Origin of the sequence: Gallintestinimicrobium propionicum (assembly GCF_025567525.1) — a bacterium.
Taxonomy (GTDB): domain Bacteria; phylum Bacillota; class Clostridia; order Lachnospirales; family Lachnospiraceae; genus Gallintestinimicrobium; species Gallintestinimicrobium propionicum.
The window spans coordinates 116,128-138,602 of the sequence record NZ_JAOQJY010000008.1 but is presented as its reverse complement, the minus strand read 5'-3'; the positions used below and the strand labels follow the sequence as shown (position 1 = coordinate 138,602).

Below are 22,475 nucleotides of genomic sequence, written 5' to 3'. Positions count from 1 at the left end.
ATTTTAACACAAAAAGAAGGACCTTGGAGTCATTATGAATCCTTGGTCCTTTTTTTTATAGGCTATATTTTTTCACAGCCCCTTTTTGATAATTCCGGTCAATATGTTGTAGAGAATGCAAAAAAGTGCTATGGTAATATAGAATAATGTCAGGATCAAAAGGCCTAAACCTGCAGGAGCTTGCTCATAGGTGGGAGAAAGACCTTTTGTCCCCGACTTTGAGAAAGAACAGGAGGTTGTTAGGTTGCAGCAGCTACTGGAGGATATCAAAAACGGCAGCTTTGCACGGGTTTATCTGCTTTACGGAGAAGAAACCTACCTGAGACTGCAATATCGGGACAAATTGAAAAAGGCGCTGATTCCGGACGGGGACACGATGAACTACCACTATTTTGAGGGAAAGGGTGTCGAGACAGCGCAGCTGATCGATCTGGCGGAGACGCTGCCCTTTTTTGCAGAGCGGCGGGTGATTGTCGTAGAAAACAGCGGTCTGTTCAAAAAGGCGACAGAGGATCTCGCAGAGTATTTCAAAGCCCCTGCGCCGAGCGTCTGCTTTGTGTTTGTGGAAACCGAAGTGGATAAGCGCGGACGGCTGTATAAGGCTGTCAGGGATACCGGGCGCGTTGTGGAGTTTGCACGGCAGAATGAGGCGACACTGCAGAAGTGGATTTTGATTCAGCTGAAAAAAGAAGGCAAACGGATCACACAGAACGATCTTCAGTTTTTTCAGCAGCGGGTCGGTTCGGATATGGAAAATATCAGCCGGGAGCTGGAAAAGCTGTTCTGTTATACGATGGAACGGGATGTGATTACAGCGGCAGACATTGAGGCGGTGTGCACGAGGCAGATTGGCAATCAGATTTTCGATATGGTCGAGGCGATTGCGATGCGCAGACAGAAGCAGGCGCTGGATTTATATTATGACCTGCTGACGTTGAAGGAGCCGCCAATGCGGATTCTGTTCCTGATCGCACGGCAGTTCAATCTGCTGATGCAGGTTCGGCAGCTGAAACGAAAAGGTCTGGATGAAAAGCAGATCGCGGAAAAAACGGGACTTCGCAGCTTTGTGGTGCGCAAATATGTATCTCAGAGCGCACGTTTTACATGGGAAGAGTTAAAGGAAGCGTTGACCGCCTGCGTGGAAACGGAGGAGGCAGTCAAAACCGGGCAGATGAACGATCGGATGAGCGTAGAGCTTTTGATCATTGCCTATAGCGGAGAAAAGGAGAGAAGAGCATGAGCAGTTTGATATTTTTTATTTTTATGATTTGGTTTATTATGCGGATCGTAAAAAACAAACAGAAGGCTACAGGGCAGCACGATCCGAAACAAACACAGGGCAGCAATACACCTGGCTCTGCTGCAGCCCGCACGGGAAGCACTTATTCCACAGCGGCCGGCAGAGCAAAAAAATCCGCTTATGAAAGCGCAATGGCATTTCAAAAGACCGCAACCGGATCAGGGGCAGGCAGCAGTTCATCCCGTTTGGGCAACAGCACCTTTGGCTCTGACGGCAGTTCATCGTCTTCTACTTCCACAACGGCGTATCTGGAACGGAAAGCGAAGGAGGATGCCAGGGATCATGCGCAGGAAAAGCGCGAGGAACAGGCGCGTCTCCATCAGGAAACCGGCGGACGTATGGTCGGCGTGCGGTATTATGAGTGGGACAGCATTCCGAAGGGAAACCGGGTTGTCAAGTGCAGCTATTGCGGTGCAGAGAATCTGATTTCGGAGCGCTATAAACCGAACCGCTATACCTGCTATTTCTGCAGGGAGATTCTGGAGTGATTTTTTCCGAAACCGGAGGCAGCCCAAGGCAGCACGCCTGTTTGAACCAGTGATCATTCAGATAATCAATTGGCGGATGGATTTCAATCACTGGATAATCTGACGTGCAACTTTTTCCATTTTGTGCTATACTTGTAGCAGACAGAAAAAAACGAGCGACGTCTGGAACGGATAAACCAGGCAGTGCCCAAGGCGGCATAAGGAGGATTTTCGAGATGAGTATGATTGACACTGTAAGAGCTGCTATGGTAACAGCAATGAAGGAACATGATAAGGAGCGTAAGGAGTCCTTATCCATGCTGCTGTCCGCCCTGAAAAACAAGCAGATTGACAAAAGAGAAGATCTGACAGAGGCAGAAGAATTTGAGGTTGTCAAAAAGGAAATCAAGCAGACCAAAGAGACGATGGAGCTCGCGCCTGCAGACAGAGAGGACATCAAAGAGCAGTGCAGCAAGCGTCTGGCGGTGTATTCCGAGTTCGCACCGGAAGAAATGTCAGAGGACGAGATCAAAAATACGATTCAGGCTGTTTTGAATGAGCTCGGTATCGCAGAACCTTCCGCAAGGGACAAAGGCAAGGTGATGAAAGAGCTGATGCCCAGAGTAAAGGGAAGAGCGGATGGAAGCCTTGTAAACCGTATCGTTGGAGAATTATTGAAATAAATTGTGAAAGATGGCTGTCGCGCCGGCAATCGTTTGCCGGGTGACAGCTTTTTTCATTCTGTGAAGCAGGATTTTTTTATCGTATAGGAAACTTCGTTTCCATACGATAAAAACGCTCCGCGAGGATGCGCACTCGGCGCAGGGGTAGATGGTTGCCGAGGCAACCGCGCCTCGGCGCGAGAATGTGCCAAGGCACATTCTTTTATCCATGGACGTTTCATTCCACCGTTACAGATTTTGCGAGGTTTCTGGGCTTATCGACATCCAGACCCCGTCCGAGAGAAACGTAGTAGGCAAACAGCTGCAGCGGGATGATGGCAAGGGATCCGGCAAACAGGTTTTGGGTTTCCGGGATATAGAGGACGTAGTCGGCATATTTTTCGATGTCCGGATGCTTTTTGGTGCTCAGTGCCATTACGAAGGCACCGCGAGTTTTTACCTCGATCATGTTGCTGACTGTTTTCGGATAAAGGGCATCCTGAGTAGCCAGGGCAACCACAAGGGTACCCTCCTCCATCAGGGAAATTGTGCCATGCTTTAATTCTCCGGCAGCGTAGGCTTCGGAGTGGATATAAGAAATTTCCTTTAGCTTCAGGGAGCCTTCCATGGAAATCGCATAGTCGATACCCCGTCCCATGAAGAAGATGTGCTCTGTCGCAAGGTAGTGGTTTGCAAAGAACTGGATCTTTTCTTTCTGAGAAAGAAGTCCTTCTATCTGGTCAGGCAGCTGCTTTAGGGCAGTCAGTAAGGTCTGGAAAGTATCCGGTGTAATGGCGGAACGGATTTGGGCAAATTTTAAGGCAAGCAGATAAAACACGGCAAGCTGGCAGCTGTAGGCTTTTGTTGTTGCAACGGAGATTTCAGGACCTGCCCAGGTGTAGAGCACTGCATCAGATTCGCGGGCGATGGAACTGCCGACAACATTGACAATGGAAAGAACCTTGCAGCCATGGGCCTTTGCGTCACGGAGAGCAGCAAGGGAATCGGCGGTTTCACCGCTTTGGCTGACAATGATGACGAGGAAGTTTTCCTGATAGATCGGATTTCGATAGCGAAATTCGCTGGCAAGATCGGTTTCAACCGGAATGCGGGCCAGCTCTTCGATCACGTATTTTCCGGCTGCACCGGTATGATAGGCAGAGCCGCAGGCAACGATGGATATTTTCCGGAGATTTTTGATTTCTTCGTCGGTCATACCGATTTCGCCCAGATCGATTTCATTCTCGTGAATGCGGGGAGAAATCGTGTCACGGACAGCCTTTGGCTGCTCGTGGATTTCCTTGAGCATAAAGTGTTCGTAGCCACCTTTTTCGGCAGCGTGGATATCCCAGTCGATGGTGACGGGCTGTTTTTCAAGAGGCTCGCCGTCAATATTGCAGAAGCGCGTGTGCTCATTGGAAAGGCAGACGATTTCTTCATTTTCCACATAATAAACTGTCCGGGTATACTGCAGGATGGCGGGAACATCGGAAGCAATGAATTTTCCGGTATCGTTTATGCCAACGATCAGCGGGCTGTCCTTGCGGGCGGCGTAGATGTGATGCGGATGATCTAAAAACATGATGCCGAGAGCATAGGAGCCCTCTACGCGGTGCATGACTTTTTCAATCGCTTCGACCGGATCGCCGCGGTAATATTCAGTCAGCATGTGTGCAAGCACCTCCGTATCTGTTTCAGATACAAACCGATAGCCTTTCTTTTCCAGACGCTGCTTGAGCTTTTCATAGTTTTCGATGATGCCGTTGTGGACGACAGCAATGGTATGCTCCTCGTTCATATGAGGATGGGCATTTGTGTCAGAGGGACAGCCATGGGTCGCCCAGCGGGTGTGTCCGATACCGCAAAAACCGGGCAGCAATGTGCCGTGGTTTATTTTTTCATCCAGAACGCGAAGCCGGCCGACTGCTTTTTCCATATGGATTTTTTGACCATCAAAAACGGCGATTCCGGCAGAGTCATAGCCTCTGTATTCCAGCTTGGAAAGCCCATCCAAAATGATGGGGGCCGCCTGCTGTTTTCCGATATAACCTGCAATTCCACACATGATTTTTTCCTCCTTGTGCCATAAAAAGAAGCGCAGTTATCCTGTCTGTGGATAAAAGCGCCGTTGCTTCTCTACATATCTTATGCCTGTCGATTTTTTTTCAGGTAGAAAAGATCGAAGATCCGACAAACATATTGTTCAGTATATATAATTCGAAGAAAAATGTCAAGTTTTTGATATATAGAATAAGGTTTTTAGTGTATATAAAATCCAAATGCCGCGGACAAATGAGAACAATCGGGGAGATCGCGTCGCTTGATGCAGGGGGTGGCTTATGGTAAGATGGGGATACAGGAAAAATCTAAACATTTAAGGGGAAAATTGATTTATGGACCGGTTTATGGACGCATTGGAACAGGGAAATCTGGAAACATTAAGAAAATATCCCAAGGCAGACTTGCACAATCATTTTGCGCTCGGTGGAAGCAGAAGGTTCTTATATCAGGCAACCGGTAAAAAAATTGAGCCGTTAGTGCATCCTTTGGCATCCATGGCAGAGATGGATCAATGGAGTCAAAAATATATCGGTCAGTATTTTAACAGCACCGAGGGAAGAAAACTTTTAATCCGTGCGACCTTTCAACAGGCGAAAGAAGATGGAGTAACGGTGCTCGAAATCGGTGAGGACGTTTGGGGCTTAAAAGAATTTTTTCATAATGATATCGATGAGCTGGTGGAATCTTTTACAAGTGCACAAAGAGAAATCGCTCCCGAGATAGAATTAAGGCTTCAGATTGGGTTATCAAGGCATTGTCCGATCAGTTATCTAGAAGATTGTTTGTCTTATTTTTGGGGAAATAAAAATTTTTATTCGATTGATTTGTATGGGGATGAATTCGCGCAGCCGATTGAAAATTTTAAAGGAATTTACCAAAGGGCAAAAAAAGAAGGATTACGCCTGAAAGCCCATGTTGGAGAATGGGGAACCGCGAAAGACATCAGAACGGCAGTAGAAGAATTGGAGCTTGACGAGGTTCAGCATGGTATAGCGGCGGCTGGAGACGAATCCGTCATTCGCTTTTTGGCTGAGAATAAAATCAGATTAAATATTACGCCAACGAGCAACGTTTTACTGGGAAGGGTTGCGGATATGGCGGAGCATCCGATTGGAAAACTGTATCGCAGTGGCATCGATGTTACGATAAATTCGGATGACGTATTGATTTTTGATTCCGACGTATCAAAAGAATATTTGCAACTTTATGAGGCACAGTGTCTGACGGCAGAAGAATTGGAAAATATAAGAAAAAATGGACTAAAGCCTGCCATGCTGTAGAGGCCGGGTCTGTGGATGCGTTTACGCAATAGAAGGAGAACTGACAAATGAGCTACATTACAACCTACACCGGAAAACATTTTGACCCGATACAACCGGAGCCGGGTTTATTTGATTTAACAGATATTTCCCATGCGCTGTCGCTTTTGTGCCGCGGCAACGGACACATGAAACATTTTTATTCCGTGGCGCAGCACAGCATCGCATGTGCGGAGGAGGCGAAGGCACGCGGATATTCGGCAAGGGTGCAGCTTGGCTGTCTTTTGCACGATGCGAGTGAGGCATATCTGTCGGATGTGACCAGACCGGTAAAAAAAGACCTGGACTATTATTTGAAAGTGGAAGCGTTGTTGCAGGATCGTCTGTGGGCATTTTTTATTCCGGGACGGGTTTTGAGCGAAGAGGAACGCGGACAGATTTTTGAGATTGATGATGCGATGCTTTCCTGGGAGTTTAAGGAGCTGATGGCAGAAGAACTCGAGGATAGCTGGAAGCAGTTAAAGACTGTGCCGGATTGTTCCTTTGCAGGAATGGAAGATGTGGAAAAGCGGTTTAGCGTCTGGTATCAGGACACGATCGGGCAGGCGGAAAGAAAATGAGAAAATTACTGGTGTTGTTTCCGGGCATCGGATATTCGACTGCGCGTCCGCTGTTATATTATGCGAAACGGATGGGACAGGAAAAGGGCTACGAAGTTCTGGAACTGGAATATAGCCGGATGCCGGAGCATCCGTTTGATAATTTAAAAGAGACTGCCAAAACAGTTTGCGCCTGCGCAGAAGCATGGGCGAAACATGTGGATTGGGAAAAATATGATAAAATTGCGTTTGTTTCAAAAAGTGTAGGAACCGTGGCGGCGGGCTTCCTGACCCGAAGATTGGCAGAAACAGGCGGATGTGTGCAGATCGTCAACCTTTTCCTCACGCCGATTGAGCCGACGTTTAAATATCTGACCGAAGCAAAAAACGGCACAAAAATGGGTTCGTCCCAGATCGTCTTTTCCGGCACAGCGGATCAGTGGATGGAGCCGGAACTGCTGGCAGATTTTTGCAGGAAGCATGGAATCGAGCATCACGCTTATGCAGGAGGAAATCATTCGATCGAAACAGGGCATGTGCTGCGGGATGTGGAGATTGCAAAAGAAATCGTGGGATTCTATGAAAAATTGCTGTAGGGGAGAAACGGAGAAAGTGGGCCAACAGGACAGTAGTGGCGATATATTGTGATGTCATAGAGAAAATGGATATTGGAGAACGTTTTGAAGAAAGCGCTGTGTAACGGAAGTGAGAGATAATCTCCGGTTGCACAGCGCCTTTAGGTTAATCGGAATTTCTATGAAAAATGAGACGTCTGCGTAGGCTGCAGAAGCTATGCACATCCTCGCCACGTTTGCAGGGTCTGCCTTACTTCTGCGGCGCAGACGCAACGGCTACCTTGGAGTCCGCAGTGCCGTAGTACATGTAATAGCGTCCGTGGAAGCTGACAAGACCTTCCAAAAAGCAGGTCGGCATGACCTGTCCTTCCAGCTCAAAGGATTCAGACGGGCTGATGAAGGGACGGGTGGTGCGTGCGATCAGACAGGTCGGATTTTCGGGATCGATCAGGAGCTGACCGCCCTGATACATAGTGTCATGTCCCCCGAGACGTTCCGGGTTGTCACCCTTGCCGTTGTAGATTAAAACGATACCGGCATCTGTCAGGATTGCCTGAGGGCCCGGCTCGCACAGAAATTCATCATAGTTGCCGACTCTGGGGCGGATGATGGGAAGCAGGACTCTTGCAACTTCATCGTTATCCTTGCAGCGGGAATCGTGCTGGCTGAAGGAATGGGACGGGTCTGCACCATCTGCAAGAAATTCCACCGGTGTCCAGTGGATCAGATCATCGGAGGTGGCAGCATAAATGTCACTTTCTCCCCAGTACATCCAGTAGGTTTCCTTGAGCTTGACCGGATAAAAGTGGTCACCCTCCTGCCTGCAGACAACTGCGCCGGATTTTGACCAGAGGTTTTTATATTTCCCATTCATTGCATCCTTGAAGATCGGTCCGTGCTTTTCCCAGTGGACGAGATCGGTGCTTTCTGCGCAGCAGAGCAGTGCAACCTTTCCGTTATAGGAAGTATAGTAGAGAAAATATCTTCCGTCCTTTGTTTCTACAATACGGGGATCCTCGCAGCCGCCCTCCCATTCATAGACAGAAAATTCGTCCTTTTCGGGATAAAGGACAGGCTCCGGCATGGTGGTAAAATGCAGCCCGTCGTCGCTGACTGCCAGACCGATGCGAGAGGTTCCTGCATATTTTCCCTCGTGATCTTCTGCGCGGTAAAGCAGGTAAACGCGGTCATCCTTTACGACGGCCGCAGGATTAAATACATCCTTTGCTTCCCAGCCGAGTTCCTTTTCCTGAACCGGGCAGAAAAAACGGGATACTGCATTGGGAACCAGACAGGGATTGGCTTCGGCAGCCTTTTCAAAAGGGCCGAGCATCCAGGAATATTCTTTTGTCATTGGTAAGTCCTCCTTTTTATAGGGAAAACAGATCGCAGCGTGCGGTGTTTCCCCGGATTATGATATTCCCCCAAGAGCGTTAAAGGCTATTTACGCTGACTATAGCATAGGAGAAGGGAAAAGTCTGTGTAGAAAATGTCAGAAAGGGGGAAAAGGAATGTGATTTTCTGGAGTCTTATAGTTACGAGATGGATGATGAAACAATAGAATGCACGCTCTGCGAGCATTCTATTGTCATGAATAAAAATCCCGGCCTCCTGTTGTTTGGAACAGGAGACCGGGATTTTTTATACGACATGCTGCCGTGTTTATGGATTGTTTTGCTGTGTTATCATTCTACATCCTGCAGTGCAGCGGTATTTTCTTCGCCGGTGCGGACCTTTACGACTCTGTCAACATTGTATACAAAAATCTTGCCATCGCCGATGTGACCGGTAAAGAGTACCTTCTTTGCAGTTGCAATGACGGAATCAACAGGGATCTTGCTGACAACAACCTCGATCTTTACCTTAGGAAGCAGGGTTGCATCGATTTCTGCACCACGATACATTTCGCCTGCACCCTTCTGGATGCCGCAGCCCATTACCTGTGTCATGGTCATACCGGTTACACCAAGGTCGTTTAATGCAGTCTTCAGTGCTTCGAAGCGAGACAGCTTTGCAATGATGACAACCTTGTAGATGCCGCTTGCAGAAGCGGTGATCGGAGCTTCCACAACCTTGACAGCTGCATCCTTCTGGAACTCGGAAGCCTTGTCGTAATCCGAAACACCGAGATCGGTGTTTTCGTTGACATCCATTGTCATGGTGTTGGAGATATCCATGATGGAGAAGCCGGCATATGCGGACGGAAGGCCATGTTCTTTTGCATCAAGACCAACAATTTCCTCTTCTTCGGAAACACGAAGACCGAAAAGCTTTTTGATAACAATAAATGCGATCGTAATGGTTACAGCAGTCCATGCAATGGTAGCGAACATACCAAGGAGCTGTAAACCAAGCTGTTTGAAGCCGCCGCCATAGAAGAGACCTGCACCTGCGATCTGGTTTGCGCCGAAGCTTACGCCATCACCGAAGCCTCTTGCAAAGGCAGGAGCGGAAGGAGTAGCGAAAAATCCGACTGCAACTGTACCCCAGATACCGTTTAAGCAGTGTACTGCAACTGCTCCGACAGGATCATCCACATGAAGCTTGTAATCCAGAAACCATACGCCAAAGACAACCAGAACACCGGCAACTGCGCCGATTACGATAGAACCAAAAGCATCTACAACATCACAGCCTGCGGTAATGGCAACCAGACCGGCAAGGGAAGCATTTAAGCACATCGAAACATCAGGCTTGCCATATTTTACCCAGGTCAGGATCATGGTAACAACAGTTGCAATGGCGGGAGCGATGGTTGTGGTAACAAAGATGGAACCGAGCTCTTCAACGGAGGTTGCAGCAGCACCGTTGAAACCGTACCAGCCGAGCCACAGAATGAAAACACCCAGTGCGCCAATAGGAAGGTTATGTCCGGGGAATGCGTTTACCTTCGTTACTTTGCCTGTCTTATCCTTTACAAACTTACCAATACGGGGACCAAGCATTGCTGCACCGATCAGAGCGGAAATACCGCCGACCATGTGGATGCAGTTGGAACCTGCGAAATCGTGGAAGCCGATCTGGGAAAGCCAGCCGCCGCCCCATGTCCAGTGTGCTTCGATCGGATAAATGACTGCGGAAATGACTCCGGAGTACACACAGTAGGAAATGAACTTTGTACGTTCTGCCATTGCACCGGATACGATGGTAGCGGTTGTTGCACAGAACACAAGGTTGAATACGAAGTTTGACCAGTCAAAATTTGCATAATCGGTAAAAATGTCAAATCCGGGTTTTCCGATGATGCCGGCCATGTCTTCTCCAAGGAGAAGGCTGAAGCCGATCAGGATGAAAACAACGGTACCGATACAGAAGTCCATCAGGTTCTTCATCAGGATATTGCCGGCGTTCTTTGCCCTTGTAAAGCCGGTTTCCACCATTGCGAATCCGGCCTGCATCCAGAATACCAGCGCGGCGCCGATCAGAAACCAGACACCGAATACTTCGCCGTTTAAAACGCTTAAGATTTCTTCTGTCATAATAGTTCCTCCTCGTTTCCCGGAGGGAAATGCCCACCCACGCTTGCGTGGGTTGCTCTCTGCAGGAGCAGAGGAACATTTCCTCCTCATTTTGTGGTATAAAAAAACGATGCCAGGGATTTTCTGTGTTTCGAAGCCCCATTGCATCGTTTCAGGTGGATCTCAGACAATCCGGTTTGCCCGAGATTCGAAGTATGTTTATCCGACCGCATGCGAAATTGAGTTGGAGTGTCGGATAAAAAAAGGTGCTGCGACGTTTTGTCGTAGCACCTTTGCTATGTTGGCAGTATAGCACCGTGCTAAGAACGTGTCAAGGAAAAAATGAAAAATTTATAAACTTGAAAATCCAAAGAGCAAGTCCGTTTTTTTGGACACATTATCTGTTATGCTGGAATTGTTCCAGACAGGGACAGAAAGAGAGAAGATGAGTATGATCGTGCAGATGAGCAGTAAGTCAAAAATATATCACAGACCGGGATGTCAGTATTTGAATCGTATCAAGGAAGGATATCTGACATTAGTGGAGCTACAGAAGAAAACAGCTGGAAAATTATCTCCCTGTAAATGTTGCTGTAAGCTCAGCAAAATGTACAGGGACTACGAACCGGCGATGAAAAAGATTCTTGAAGAGATTGACGGATTAGCGAAGCTGGAAGAAAATCAGATCAAAATCCAGGCGAAAAATTATTGTTGGGAAATCCGGTTTGATCCAGAAAAGCAGCATTTCAGGCTGTATAAGAAAATTTGGGATGAGACGATAGGACGGACGAATCTGATACAATGCAGCGGATATGATGGGAAAGAAGAGACAGGGCAGCTTGAGAAGATAATAGCTTTGCTTGTAGGAAAAGAGAGAACAGCATCTTATCCGGAAGCTTACCGGAAAGCTGCGTGGAATATTGAGCGTCAGGCAAAAGAGCATCATATGAGTATTGAGTATGACGGAGATATTTTATATGTACTTACGGATATGGCTGCATGGAAAATAGTATTTTTTGACCGGAAGCAGTGTTACAAGCTGTTCCACTGTCCGTTTGGCGGGAAAAAGATGACAATGGAGCAGGCAAAAAAAGCCAGGTATCACAGACAGGTGGATGCAGGAGAAAATAGTCATCCTGCGAAATATCTGAAATATATTGCCGGTCATGACCGTGCTAAAAAGATTATGGAACAGGATTATCATTTGCTTCCGCAGAGAAGCAATAAAGAAAAAATGTATTATAATCAGGCGAGAAAGAGAGAGGCAAGGAAAAGTACCAGGCAGGTCTGGAACCTGTTTGCGGAGCTGGAAGCACAACAGAAAGGCTTTCAAAAACTGTCGTTTTGTTGATAAGTAAAGAATTTTTACGGGACGTTTTTATTGTACATAACACCAGCCCGCAGAATTTCTGCGGGCTGGTATTTTCCATACCGGTGCAGTTCCGGTACAGATATATAAAGTATGCATTTGACAGTCAGGGGGAGAGTTATACAGGGTAGTGACTGTCAAAGCATGCTTTGCAAAGTGGAAGATCCCCGGTCATCTGCTTCAAGTCCTCCAGCTTCATGTAACCGAGGGAGTCTGCGCCGATAGAGGCGCAGATTTCGGCAGCAGTGTGGGAGGACGCGATCAATTGATCGTTGCTGGGAACGTCGGTTCCGTAGTAACAGGGGAAAAGAAAAGGAGGGGAGCTGATACGTACATGCACCTCCGTTGCGCCGGCATCCTTTAACATACGGATCAGGCTGGCCATTGTCGTGCCGCGGACGATAGAATCGTCAATCAGGACAAGACGTTTGCCTTTGACGACGCTGGAGAGTACGCTCAGTTTCAGGTGAACAGCGGACTCCCGCTCCTTTTGGGTGGGTTTGATGAAAGTTCTTCCCACATAGCTGTTTTTGTGAAACGCAAGGGCGAAGGGCAGACCGCAGGCCTGCGCATAGCCCATTGCCGCAGCCAGACCGGAATCCGGGACTCCGGTAACAAGATCCGCCTCAACCGGGTAGGAAGCAGCAAGCGCTTTTCCGGCGCGGATTCTGGCATCATATATGTTTACATTGTCCATCGTGGAATCCAGACGGGCAAAATAGATGTATTCGAAAATACAATGTGCATGAGGAATCTGTGCAGCTTTACTTTCCTCGATGAGACGGGAATCGGATTTGATCCCATTTTCGGTAATGGTAACGATCTCGCCGGGAAGAATATCACGTACAAATTCTGCGTCTACAGCTGTCAGGGCGCAGCTTTCCGATGCAAGGATGTAGCTGTCACCACGTTTGCCCAGACATAATGGTTTTAAACCGAGCGGATCTCGGACGCCGATCAGTTTTCTGGGGCTGATGATGACAAGAGCGTAACCGCCCTTTAATTTGCGTGCAGTCTGTAAAATTGCATCTTCCACACAGGAGGTGTGGGTTCTTTCCCGTGCGATATCGCAGGCGATGACCTCGGAGTCTGTCGTAGAGCGGAAAATAGCGCCGCCCTCCTGAAGAGACTGACGGAGCTCGGATGCATTTGTGATGTTGCCGTTATGGGCAAGCGCAAGCGTGCCTTTTAAATAGTTTAAGACGAGGGGCTGCGCATTTTCCACGGTGCTTGCGCCGGTCGTGGAGTAGCGGACGTGTCCGATGCCGATATTTCCCTTCAGGGAATCCAGGGATTCTTCATGAAATACCTCGCTGACAAGCCCCATGTCTTTGTGCCAGGTGATATTTCCTTTCGGGCCATTTGTGTTACAGACGGCAATACCGCAGGCTTCCTGTCCGCGGTGCTGCAGAGCAGAAAGCCCGTAGTAGATGGAAGGGGCAGCGGCGCTGCCATCGGGATTATAAATCCCGAAGACGCCGCATTCCTCTTTCAGTTTATCCTCTTGTTCCGGATCAAAAAAACTCATTTTAAAGTGTCCCTTCCGGCTGTTTTAAACGGAAAACAGCAGCTTCTCGTAGTTCGGGTAAGGCAGGATGCTGTCAGGAATATAGGTTTCTGCAGCATCTACAGCGCTGCGGACTGCATCCATATCAGGCAGGATGGTCTCGTGATAGAACAGGGACAGGGCAGGCTGATCGCTCATGCCTTCTGCTGTTGCAAGATCTGCTTCCAGCTTTTCTTCCGCGGTATAAATTGCTTCGTAATAGCCGGAAAGTGTGGTCAGCAGTTTCTCCTGTGCGGTGCAGGGCAGTGTTGCAAGAACTGCTTTTTTCGCGGAGATCGATGCTGCAACCTCGTCTGTATAGGTCATCAGGGCAGGCAGGAAATCGCGGCGAACCATATCCTCCATGGTCTTTGCTTCGATATGGATGGTTTTGCTGTAGGTCTCCAGCAAAATTTCATATCTGGAGAAGATCTCTTCTTTGGAGAAGATGTGATGGCTGGTAAACAGGTCGATATTCTTCTCGTGAATGAAATAAGGAAGCGCATCAGGAGTGGACTTTAAGTTGTACAGACCGCGCTTTTCAGCCTCCTGAACCCATTCGTCAGAATAGCCGTTGCCGTTAAAGATAACCTTTTTGTGCTTCAGGATCGCTCTCTTTACCAGAGCGCGAACTGCTTCATCCATCTGATCTTCGGGGAAGGCCTTTAATTCTCCGTAGAACTGACGCAGTGCTTCTGCAACAGCTGTATTTAAAATGATGTTTGGACCTGCCACAGAGCTGGAAGAGCCAAGGCTTCTGAATTCAAATTTATTGCCGGTAAATGCAAAGGGTGAGGTTCTGTTTCTGTCGGTATTATCCTTAAAGAAATGAGGCAGTACAGTTGCGCCGGTATCCATCTGAACAAGAGGATGCTTGCCAAAGAAGGTATCATTTTCAATGGAATCCAGAACAGCAGTCAGCTCATCTCCAAGGAAGATGGAGATAATAGCCGGAGGCGCCTCGTTTGCACCGAGACGATGATCATTTCCTGCGCTGGCAACGGAGATACGCAGCAGATCTGCATAATCGTCAACCGCTTTGATGACAGCCATCAGGAAAATCAGGAACTGTGCGTTTTCAGCAGGAGTACGTCCGGGCTCCAGCAGGTTTACACCAGTATTTGTAATCATGGACCAGTTGTTGTGTTTACCGGAACCATTGATACCATCGAAGGGTTTTTCATGGAGCAGGCATACCAGACCGTGTTTGTCAGCAACTTTTTTCATGACTTCCATCGTCAGCTGATTGTGATCGACGGCAACGTTTGCCGTGTCGAAAATCGGAGCTAACTCATGCTGTGCAGGAGCAACTTCGTTATGCTTTGTCTTTGCAGGGATGCCAAGCTTCCAGAGCTCTTCATCCAGATCATGCATGTATGCGGATACGCGGGGCTTTAATGCGCCGAAATAATGATCTTCCATTTCCTGACCTTTGGGAGACATTGCGCCGAACAGAGTTCTGCCGGTAAAGATCAGATCTTTTCTCTGCTCATACAGAGCTTTGTCAACCAGGAAATACTCCTGCTCGGGACCGATGGTGGTGGAAACACTTGTAACATCCTTGTTTCCGAGCAGCTGCAGAATCTTGACTGCCTCTGTGTTCAGAGTTTCCATGGAACGCAGCAGAGGAGTCTTTTTATCCAGTGCTTCGCCGCTGTAAGAACAGAAAGCGGTAGGAATGTAAAGGGTTCCATCTTTAATAAAAGCGGGAGAAGTAGGATCCCATGCCGTATAACCTCTTGCTTCAAAAGTAGCGCGCAGACCGCCGGACGGGAAGCTGGATGCATCGGGTTCACCCTTTACCAGTTCTTTTCCGGAGAAATCCATGATGATCTGACCATCTCCGACCGGACTGATGAAGCTGTCATGCTTTTCAGCAGTGAAACCGGTCATGGGCTGGAACCAGTGCGTATAATGGGTAGCACCGTGCTCAACTGCCCATTCCTTCATGGCAACCGCAACGGAATTGGCAACATCCAGTTCCAGATGGGTGTTATTTTCGATTGTTTTACGCAGCGCTTTGTAAATATCCTTGGGGAGCTTTTCCCGCATCACTTTGTCGTTAAAGACCAGGCTGCCGTAAATTTCAGGAATACTTTTTGACATAGATCAAATCTCCTTTCAACTGTAGGGTAAGCATTGTACATTTCGGTGTTTTGTCTGACGAAACGTTTCGTCCTGCAGAAGGTATTCTTTAGAACGAAAAAAGGCACTTCGGAGAAGATTCTCCAAAGCGCCTTTGCTTTATGTGACGTATCATACTCACAAATACTCCGGTTGTCAAGCCCCTTTTTTGATAAAAACGAAAATTTGTGCAGCAAACCCATAGGTGCATTTGAGGGTGCTTTTTTGTCAACTTACCTCCGATCCTGAGACAAACCGCATGTTTTCGTGTATGCTTTTGTCAACGAAAGGAAAGGAGGTCTGGGCATGAAAGTGAGCATTGAACTTTCACCGGAATACCGAATTCCGTATGCAGTCATTTATGCGGATAAAATAACGGACGAAATTCAGAAGATCATGGAAAGCTTCAGCCGGCAGGAAACGCCGATCACGGTGCTGCAGAATGAGGAAAATCTCGTCGTTCTGCAGCCGGAGGAAATCTATATGGTGCGTGTGGAGGCCGGGGATACGATTCTTTTTGGGAAGTGTTCAAAATATCGTTCCAGAAAGAGACTTTATGAATTAGAAAAGCAGCTTGGAAAGCAGTTTATGCAGATTTCGAAATCCACGCTGGTCAATCTTTCCTATCTGGACAGCATCGAAGCGGGATTTAACGGAACGCTTCTTCTGAAGCTGAAAAACGGCTGTAAGGATTATGTATCCAGAAAATATCTGCCGGAATTTAAGAAATATCTTGGTCTGTAGGAGGAATAAAGATTGAAAAATATAATTTTTCAATCACGAGATTTGTGTCTGCGCGCACTTGACACAAACTCGCATGCTCAAAAAGCGTGCGCAGAAATGAGGGGAAAGCATGAAAGCGATTGTAAAAGAAGCAGCGAAATATGTTGGAATCAGCACAGGGATTGCACTTGGAATTTTCTGTTTTGTCGGAATGATATTTGACCTGTATTATGGCGGAAATTTCAGCCTTTCCGGGTATCAGTTTACGAAGATGGTGGTCGGTTGTGTGGTGGTCGGCTGGGGCTTTGGCGTTCCGGCTGTCGTTTACCGGAAAGAAAATATGCCGATGCCGATCCGTGTTGTGATCCATATGGGAAGCGGCTGCGTGATTTATACGCTGGTCGCATGCGCGGTTGGTTGGATTTCGCCAGAGGCCGGAGTCTGGCAGAAAATCGGGATGATGGCTGCCCAGCTGGCAGCAGCATTTCTGATCTGGTTATTTTTTCTTCTGCATTACCGCCGGGAAGCGAAAGAGATGAATGAACGGATACAGGAGATGAAAAAAGGGAAGGATTAAAATCCTTCCTTATTTCGTTGGATGCGAAATTCTTTTCTTTTCTGTCCGGCTTCCCATTCCGCCTGCTGACCGATGGATTCGATCAAAAGTCCCGGAACTTTGGTCGGTTTTCCGGTTTCGTCAACGGCAACGAGCGTGAGGTAAGCCCGGTTTACGGGATATCGTGTGCCGTTAAGTTTTTCCACATAGGTATCGACCCGGACTTCCATGGAAGTGCTGCCGACCCAGGTGAGGGTTCCGACCAGAACGACAAGGTCATTTTGAAACACGCCGCGGATGAATTTCAGGTTATCGACGGATGCAGTGATGACATTACACTGGGAATGACGGATGCCGACGAGCCCGGCGACTTCGTCAATCCACTCCATCAGCCTGCCGCCGAAAAGCCGTCCTGCACCGTTTAAATGTTCCGGGCGGATCTGATAGACCTGTTCCACGCGGGATTCGATTGCTCTTTTTTTCATAGTATTTTGGGAAGACCTCCATTCTGAGTACAGATTTTCCTGCAGGTGCGAAAATGGTCCGCAGGGAGCTTAAAAGCCTTGAGATTATTTTATTTCTACGGCTTGGGACAGTCAAGTGGCAGAAGGTATGCTATAATGGTGCCAATGAAAAACAAGCGATGCGTCAGCGGTAGAGTCGGCTTCCGGCAAAATTTATGTCGGCGTCTGCATTGATACCGCATGTACACTGGGTGTGTGCGCGGAACGCAATGCGATTTTCAATATGATTACAAACGTCGAGGACGCGATCCGGCGTGTCATTGCAGTGAACTGGAAAGGCGAGGCAATTCCGCCCTGTGGAGCATGCCGGGAATTCATGGCGCAGCTGATGCCGGAGGATTATCGTTCGATAGAAATCATGATGGACTATGAGAAGGAAAGAGTGGTAACACTGGGGGATCTGACGCCAGAATGGTGGCTGTGAGAATAGATCAAAATAGGGGATGTGATCGTTGAACGGCTGTAAAATACAGATGATTTGTAAAATTATATAATAGGTAATTGCAATAAAAAGGAGAAAGAACATGACAGAATGGGAAAAGGCACAGAACGGATATTTATATGATGCAAACTATGACCAGGAGATTGTAGAGGCAAGAACCCGTTGTGCGGATTTATGTTATGAATTTCACCAATTGTAAACCGTCAGAGAGTAAATAGCAGGGTGAACTGTTGAGTCAGATGTTCGGAAGCATAAAAGGAAATCCGGTCGTTACAGCGCCGTTTTACTGTGATTATGGATTCAATATTTCTGTAGGGGAAAATTTTTATACGAACCATAATGTCACGATACCGGATGGCGCGAAGGTCACTTTTGGAGACAATGTATTTATTGCTCCGAACTGCGTATTTTCAACAGCCGGTCATGCGATTGACAGCGAACAGAGAGGGCGCGGACTGGAAATCGCTCTGTCGATTACTATAGGGGACAATGTTTGGATTGGAACGAACGTGTCGGTGCTGCCGGGCGTGACGATTGGAAGCAATACCATTATCGGCGCAGGGAGCGTTGTGAACAGGAATATTCCGGATGGGGTAATTGCAGCCGGAAATCCCTGCAGGGTGATTCGCAAAATTACAGACGCAGATAAGAAAAAATATCCTGTATTTGAAGAATCTGCGAAGCGGTGAGGAGTATGCCTATGAAAAAAATGATTCGTGCCGCTTTTGTATTATGCCTGCTGTTTGCATTATCCGGATGTGGCAAAAAAGAAGCGACCGTGGTAAAGACCTATGCCGCTACGGACGTTCTGGATGTCGAGAAAGAGATGGCGGCAGGACGGGAAGTGACGATGGTTCCTTATTATGAGATGAGCGACGGAACCTGGCAGATCGAAGATGGGCATTCTTACAAGTACCGACTGGAAGTGAGCGGCAGGATGAATGCGGCAGAGAGCGACAGTACGTTTATCTATTTGAGCAATCAGGAAAGCATTCCCTTCGATCAGGCATGGAAAGCGAGCGGATTGAGCAGCAATATGGACGATTATTTCGATGAAGCGGATGCAAAATTCGTGGGGATGAAATAAAAGGCTGGATTTTTCCTTTACACACCAGAGCAGTGTTGTTATAATACTCTCCGGGAATGAGGTTCTCCCGCGCCGTATGGCGGAACCGCTTGAAAGAATTGTAAGCTGATGACTTCTGTGATTTTAGATGCAAAAGCGACAGGATTTTGGCATCGATGGCTGACTGCAAATGTCCGCAGAAAGGATGTTTGTGTGCAACAAAAATCGCAGAGGACATCGGCTTTTTTGATTTTTGACAGTAGAATGTTCGCAGAGCAATGCCGCAGCGGGCGCATTCCAATTCCACAGAGAATAGAAATGAGAGGAAAACATGTTAACATCCCTTGCATTTATTTTTCTGGCAGGTCTTGCCATGGCGGCGGTCTGTGAGCGGATAGGGCTTCCGAGGATTATTGGAATGCTCTTTACGGGCATCGTGCTCGGACCGTATGTGCTGAATCTGCTGGATCCGTCGATTCTGGGCATTTCGTCGGAGCTTCGCCAGATGGCGCTGATTATCATTTTGTTAAAAGCTGGTCTGTCCTTAAACCTTGCGGATTTAAAGAAAGTCGGACGCCCTGCTATGATGATGGCATTTGTACCAGCGAGCTTTGAAATCTTTGCGTTCTTTTTATTTGCTCCGTATGTGCTTGGAATTACGCGCGTCGAGGCTGCCGTGATGGGTGCAGTGCTTGGGGCGGTTTCCCCGGCGGTCGTGATTCCGCGGATGGTGCAGCTGATGGAAAACAGTTACGGGACGCAAAAGAGCATCCCTCAGATGATTATGGCGGGTGCATCCTGCGACGATATTTTCGTCATCGTTCTGTTTACGACATTTGTGCGCATGGCGCAGGGAGGAAGCGCAAAGGCGTCGGACTTTGTGCAGATTCCGATTTCGATCGTGTTCAGCGTTGTGCTGGGAGCCGCTGCAGGTTATGTGCTGGCAAGGGTTTTTGAAACGGCATACGCCCATGCCCACTGTGTCCGAAACAGCATGAAGGTGATCCTGGTGCTCGGTCTGTCGTTTCTTTTGATGGCAGTGGAAACGTGGCTGAAAGGAATCGTTCCGGTGTCCGGGCTTTTAGCGGTTGTGAGCATGGCGTGCATGTTGAAGGCAAAATGTGTGCCGGAGGTTTCGAAGCGCCTGTCTGAAAAATTCGGCAAGCTCTGGCTGGCAGCGGAAGTCGTGCTGTTTGTGTTGGTCGGCGCGGCGGTCGATATCCGGTATACAGCAAGCGCTGGTGCGAGTGCACTTTTGATGATCGGGATTGCGCTCCTGTTTCGTGCAGCAGGCGTGTTCTTGTGTATGGCAGGGACGCAGCTGAATAAAAAAGAGCAGCTGTTCTGTGTGATCGCCTATCTGCCGAAAGCAACCGTACAGGCGGCGATCGGGTCGGTTCCGCTGAGTCTCGGTCTGCCGTGCGGACAGCTTGTGCTCTCGGTTGCAGTGCTTGCGATTCTCGTGACCGCGCCGATTGGAGCGATCGGGATGGACAAAACGTATCGGAGGCTGTTGGTGCATGAAGGCGGCGCGGCTGGGGAGAACCCCGGCGCATGATAAGGGCGCGTCGCATGCGATCCAGTTCCCCCGCGCCATTCGCAAAACGCATCTGCGATGCTTTCCGCTGCTGCGCAGCTATTTTTGCTCATAAGAGCGGCGCTCCCTCTGTAGCCTTCCGCAGGCAGATTTTCATGCGAGCATGAAATCTGCCTGCAGAAAGCTACATGGGAACTGGAAAAATTAAAAAACCTCTTTACAAATGAAAAAAGATAGGGTAGACTACATTGCATGAAAAATAGTGTCGTACATAAGATGTAGGCTGACAAAGGGGTCAGGAAACTTGCATTGCAGGTTTCCTGACCCCTTTCTTTCTGTAACATGGGTTCCATGTTACAGAAAGAGGCACTGACGTGCCTAAGATGCGCACTCGCGCGAAGATGAAAAATGTCGCAAGCGACCGCGCTCGGCGCGAGAATGTGCCAAGGCACATTCTTTTATGTGTAACATGGGTTCCATGTTACAGAAAGAGGCACAATCTTTTATGGATAACAAAGTATTTTTATGAACGGCACACTGACAGTAGGAAATGCTGTTGCAGGGCAGCAAGGAGGAGAGCATGGGCGTAAAATATGTATTTGTGACCGGCGGCGTTGTGTCCGGTCTTGGAAAAGGAATTACCGCAGCTTCGTTGGGACGGCTGCTCAAAGCGAGAGGATATCATGTAACCATGCAGAAGCTGGATCCCTATATCAATGTGGATCCCGGTACGATGAATCCGATCCAGCACGGAGAGGTATTTGTAACAGATGATGGCACGGAGACAGACCTGGATCTGGGACATTACGAACGGTTTATCGATGAAAGCCTGGATCAGAATTCCAACGTTACAACGGGTAAAATTTACTGGTCGGTTCTGCACAAGGAACGTCATGGAGATTACGGCGGCGGTACCGTACAGGTCATTCCTCATATTACAAACGAAATCAAATCAAAATTTTACCGGGAGAAGTCCCCGGAGGAAGATACCATTTCTATTATAGAAGTCGGCGGTACAGTCGGCGATATCGAAAGCCAGCCGTTTTTGGAAGCGATCCGTCAGTTTCAGCACGAGATGGGACGGGAAAATGCCATCCTGATTCAGGTTACATTGATTCCATATTTAAAGGCATCCGGTGAAATGAAAACAAAGCCGACCCAGATGAGCGTCAAGCAGCTGCAGAGTATGGGGATCTGGCCGGATATCCTGGTTTGCCGTTCGGATTATCCGATTGATGAAAAAATGAAAGAAAAGATCGGATTATTCTGTAACGTGAAAAAGGAACATGTTTTGCAGAATCTGGATGCACCGTCCCTTTATGAAGTGCCGATGATGATGGAAGAAGAGCATTTGGCTCAGGCGGTCTGTGAATGTTTGAATCTGCCCTGCCCGGAGCCGAATCTGGAAGACTGGAAAAAGATGCTGGAGGATCTGCATCATCCCACCAGTTCTGTCACCATCGCGCTGGTTGGCAAATATGTAGCTCTGCATGATGCTTATTTGAGCGTAGCGGAAGCCTTAAAGCACGGCGGCATCGCAAACCGCGCACAGGTCAACATTCGTTGGATCGATGCAGAAGAGCTGACACCGGAAAATCTGGAGGAATATCTGCACGATGTGGACGGCATTTTGGTACCGGGCGGATTCGGACAGAGAGGAACGGAAGGAAAGATTCTTGCAATCGGTTATGCAAGACGCAACAAAATTCCGTATCTTGGGCTGTGCCTTGGCATGCAGCTTGCGATTGTTGAATTTGCAAGAAACGTAGCAGGACTTTCCAAAGCGGCGAGCATTGAGCTCGATCCCGAAACGCCTGATCCGGTCATCGCACTGATGCCGGAACAAAACGGAATTACCAATCTTGGCGGTACTTTAAGACTGGGCGCATATCCCTGTGTCCTGCAGCCGGAAACACTGGCCCATAAGCTGTATGGAAAGACAGAGATTTCCGAACGTCACCGCCACAGATATGAAGTCAACAATGATTATCGGGAAGTGCTGACGAAAAACGGCATGGTACTTTCCGGACTGTCTCCGGACGGAAGAATCGTGGAGATGATCGAATTAAAAGAGCATCCGTTCTTCGTTGCAACACAGGCACACCCGGAATTCAAATCCAGACCGAACCTGCCGCACCCGCTGTTTGAGGGCTTTGTAAAAGCGGCAGTAGCATATGAAGCGGCAGGCAGCAGCGCCGTTTAAATAA

21 protein-coding genes and 1 riboswitch are annotated in these 22,475 nt (G+C 48.2%); of the genes, 15 read left to right on the top strand and 6 right to left on the bottom strand.

Translation table 11 applies throughout. The features are described 5' to 3' along the window. The first annotated feature begins 244 nt into the window (after positions 1-244). The 3 genes from holA (at position 245) to OCV62_RS08085 (ending at position 2,450) form a co-directional block, all read left to right on the top strand. Positions 245-1,240, top strand: coding sequence for a DNA polymerase III subunit delta (gene holA / locus OCV62_RS08095; RefSeq protein WP_262585902.1), 996 nt, complete (start codon positions 245-247; stop codon positions 1,238-1,240). Continuing rightward, positions 1,237-1,788 (top strand): hypothetical protein, encoded by a 552-nt coding sequence (locus OCV62_RS08090; RefSeq protein WP_262585895.1) that lies wholly within the window; start codon positions 1,237-1,239, stop codon positions 1,786-1,788. Before holA ends, OCV62_RS08090 begins: the two co-directional genes overlap by 4 nt. A gap of 215 nt (positions 1,789-2,003) precedes the next feature. Further along, positions 2,004-2,450: a GatB/YqeY domain-containing protein gene (locus OCV62_RS08085; protein ID WP_117962791.1), complete on the top strand. Its 447-nt coding sequence runs from the start codon at positions 2,004-2,006 to the stop codon at positions 2,448-2,450. A gap of 217 nt (positions 2,451-2,667) precedes the next feature. Here OCV62_RS08085 and glmS read toward each other — a convergent pair whose 3' ends face one another. After that, positions 2,668-4,494 (bottom strand): glutamine--fructose-6-phosphate transaminase (isomerizing), encoded by a 1,827-nt coding sequence (gene glmS / locus OCV62_RS08080; RefSeq protein WP_021914474.1) that lies wholly within the window; start codon positions 4,492-4,494, stop codon positions 2,668-2,670. A 340-nt stretch (positions 4,495-4,834) separates the two neighbouring features. Here glmS and OCV62_RS08075 point away from each other — a divergent pair, with 340 nt between their 5' ends. From OCV62_RS08075 to OCV62_RS08065, 3 genes are read left to right on the top strand one after another with little or no spacing between them, the layout of a single operon-like run. Continuing rightward, the gene (locus OCV62_RS08075) at positions 4,835-5,770 is read left to right on the top strand and encodes an adenosine deaminase (protein ID WP_330667308.1); all 936 of its coding nucleotides are present in this window, start codon (positions 4,835-4,837) and stop codon (positions 5,768-5,770) included. A gap of 47 nt (positions 5,771-5,817) precedes the next feature. After that, a complete protein-coding gene (locus tag OCV62_RS08070; RefSeq protein WP_021914472.1) occupies positions 5,818-6,369 on the top strand; it encodes an HD domain-containing protein in 552 nt (183 codons plus the stop codon). Next, complete coding sequence (locus tag OCV62_RS08065) at positions 6,366-6,944, top strand: alpha/beta hydrolase family protein (RefSeq protein WP_021914471.1); 579 nt, start codon at positions 6,366-6,368, stop codon at positions 6,942-6,944. The genes OCV62_RS08070 and OCV62_RS08065 overlap by 4 nt, the downstream gene beginning before the upstream one ends. 229 nt (positions 6,945-7,173) lie before the next feature. Here OCV62_RS08065 and OCV62_RS08060 read toward each other — a convergent pair whose 3' ends face one another. Then, positions 7,174-8,277 carry a glycoside hydrolase family 130 protein gene (locus OCV62_RS08060; protein ID WP_021914470.1) on the bottom strand — a complete coding sequence of 368 codons (1,104 nt, stop codon included), beginning with the start codon at positions 8,275-8,277 and terminating at the stop codon, positions 7,174-7,176. A 331-nt stretch (positions 8,278-8,608) separates the two neighbouring features. Next, positions 8,609-10,402 (bottom strand): ammonium transporter, encoded by a 1,794-nt coding sequence (locus tag OCV62_RS08055; protein ID WP_021914469.1) that lies wholly within the window; start codon positions 10,400-10,402, stop codon positions 8,609-8,611. Between the two features lie 385 nt (positions 10,403-10,787). Here OCV62_RS08055 and OCV62_RS08050 point away from each other — a divergent pair, with 385 nt between their 5' ends. After that, positions 10,788-11,732 carry a hypothetical protein gene (locus OCV62_RS08050; RefSeq protein ID WP_262585887.1) on the top strand — a complete coding sequence of 315 codons (945 nt, stop codon included), beginning with the start codon at positions 10,788-10,790 and terminating at the stop codon, positions 11,730-11,732. A gap of 136 nt (positions 11,733-11,868) precedes the next feature. Here OCV62_RS08050 and purF read toward each other — a convergent pair whose 3' ends face one another. After that, on the bottom strand, positions 11,869-13,278 hold the full coding sequence (gene purF / locus OCV62_RS08045; protein WP_262585885.1) for an amidophosphoribosyltransferase: 1,410 nt from the start codon (positions 13,276-13,278) through the stop codon (positions 11,869-11,871). Between the two features lie 24 nt (positions 13,279-13,302). Continuing rightward, positions 13,303-15,402 carry a glutamine synthetase III family protein gene (locus OCV62_RS08040; protein ID WP_262585883.1) on the bottom strand — a complete coding sequence of 700 codons (2,100 nt, stop codon included), beginning with the start codon at positions 15,400-15,402 and terminating at the stop codon, positions 13,303-13,305. 324 nt (positions 15,403-15,726) lie between these two features. On the opposite strand from OCV62_RS08040, the gene OCV62_RS08035 reads away from it, so the two are divergent. Together OCV62_RS08035 and OCV62_RS08030 are read left to right on the top strand one after the other, a co-directional pair. Next, positions 15,727-16,164 carry a LytTR family DNA-binding domain-containing protein gene (locus OCV62_RS08035; RefSeq protein WP_118495974.1) on the top strand — a complete coding sequence of 146 codons (438 nt, stop codon included), beginning with the start codon at positions 15,727-15,729 and terminating at the stop codon, positions 16,162-16,164. 109 nt (positions 16,165-16,273) lie between these two features. After that, positions 16,274-16,720, top strand: a complete 447-nt coding sequence (locus tag OCV62_RS08030; protein WP_262585882.1) for a DUF3021 domain-containing protein — start codon at positions 16,274-16,276, stop codon at positions 16,718-16,720. Here OCV62_RS08030 and OCV62_RS08025 read toward each other — a convergent pair. Continuing rightward, entirely contained in the window at positions 16,717-17,184 is a 468-nt protein-coding gene (locus OCV62_RS08025) for an acyl-CoA thioesterase (protein ID WP_262585881.1), read from the bottom strand. The genes OCV62_RS08030 and OCV62_RS08025 overlap by 4 nt on opposite strands. A 262-nt stretch (positions 17,185-17,446) precedes the next feature. Between OCV62_RS08025 and OCV62_RS08020 the strand changes: the two genes are divergently transcribed. The 6 genes from OCV62_RS08020 (at position 17,447) to OCV62_RS08000 (ending at position 22,471) form a co-directional block, all read left to right on the top strand. Further along, complete coding sequence (locus OCV62_RS08020) at positions 17,447-17,647, top strand: hypothetical protein (RefSeq protein ID WP_317258843.1); 201 nt, start codon at positions 17,447-17,449, stop codon at positions 17,645-17,647. A gap of 100 nt (positions 17,648-17,747) precedes the next feature. Continuing rightward, positions 17,748-17,864: a maltose acetyltransferase domain-containing protein gene (locus OCV62_RS18160; RefSeq protein WP_308728680.1), complete on the top strand. Its 117-nt coding sequence runs from the start codon at positions 17,748-17,750 to the stop codon at positions 17,862-17,864. Between the two features lie 40 nt (positions 17,865-17,904). After that, positions 17,905-18,354, top strand: a complete 450-nt coding sequence (locus OCV62_RS08015) for a sugar O-acetyltransferase (protein ID WP_317258844.1) — start codon at positions 17,905-17,907, stop codon at positions 18,352-18,354. A gap of 11 nt (positions 18,355-18,365) precedes the next feature. Next, positions 18,366-18,752 (top strand): immunogenic protein, encoded by a 387-nt coding sequence (locus OCV62_RS08010; RefSeq protein WP_262585878.1) that lies wholly within the window; start codon positions 18,366-18,368, stop codon positions 18,750-18,752. Between the two features lie 43 nt (positions 18,753-18,795). Beyond that, positions 18,796-18,877: riboswitch (Fluoride riboswitch) on the top strand. Between the two features lie 185 nt (positions 18,878-19,062). Continuing rightward, positions 19,063-20,289 (top strand): cation:proton antiporter, encoded by a 1,227-nt coding sequence (locus OCV62_RS08005; protein ID WP_262585876.1) that lies wholly within the window; start codon positions 19,063-19,065, stop codon positions 20,287-20,289. Positions 20,290-20,848: 559 nt separating this feature from the next. Continuing rightward, the gene (locus OCV62_RS08000) at positions 20,849-22,471 is read left to right on the top strand and encodes a CTP synthase (protein ID WP_262585875.1); all 1,623 of its coding nucleotides are present in this window, start codon (positions 20,849-20,851) and stop codon (positions 22,469-22,471) included. Positions 22,472-22,475 lie beyond the last annotated feature (4 nt).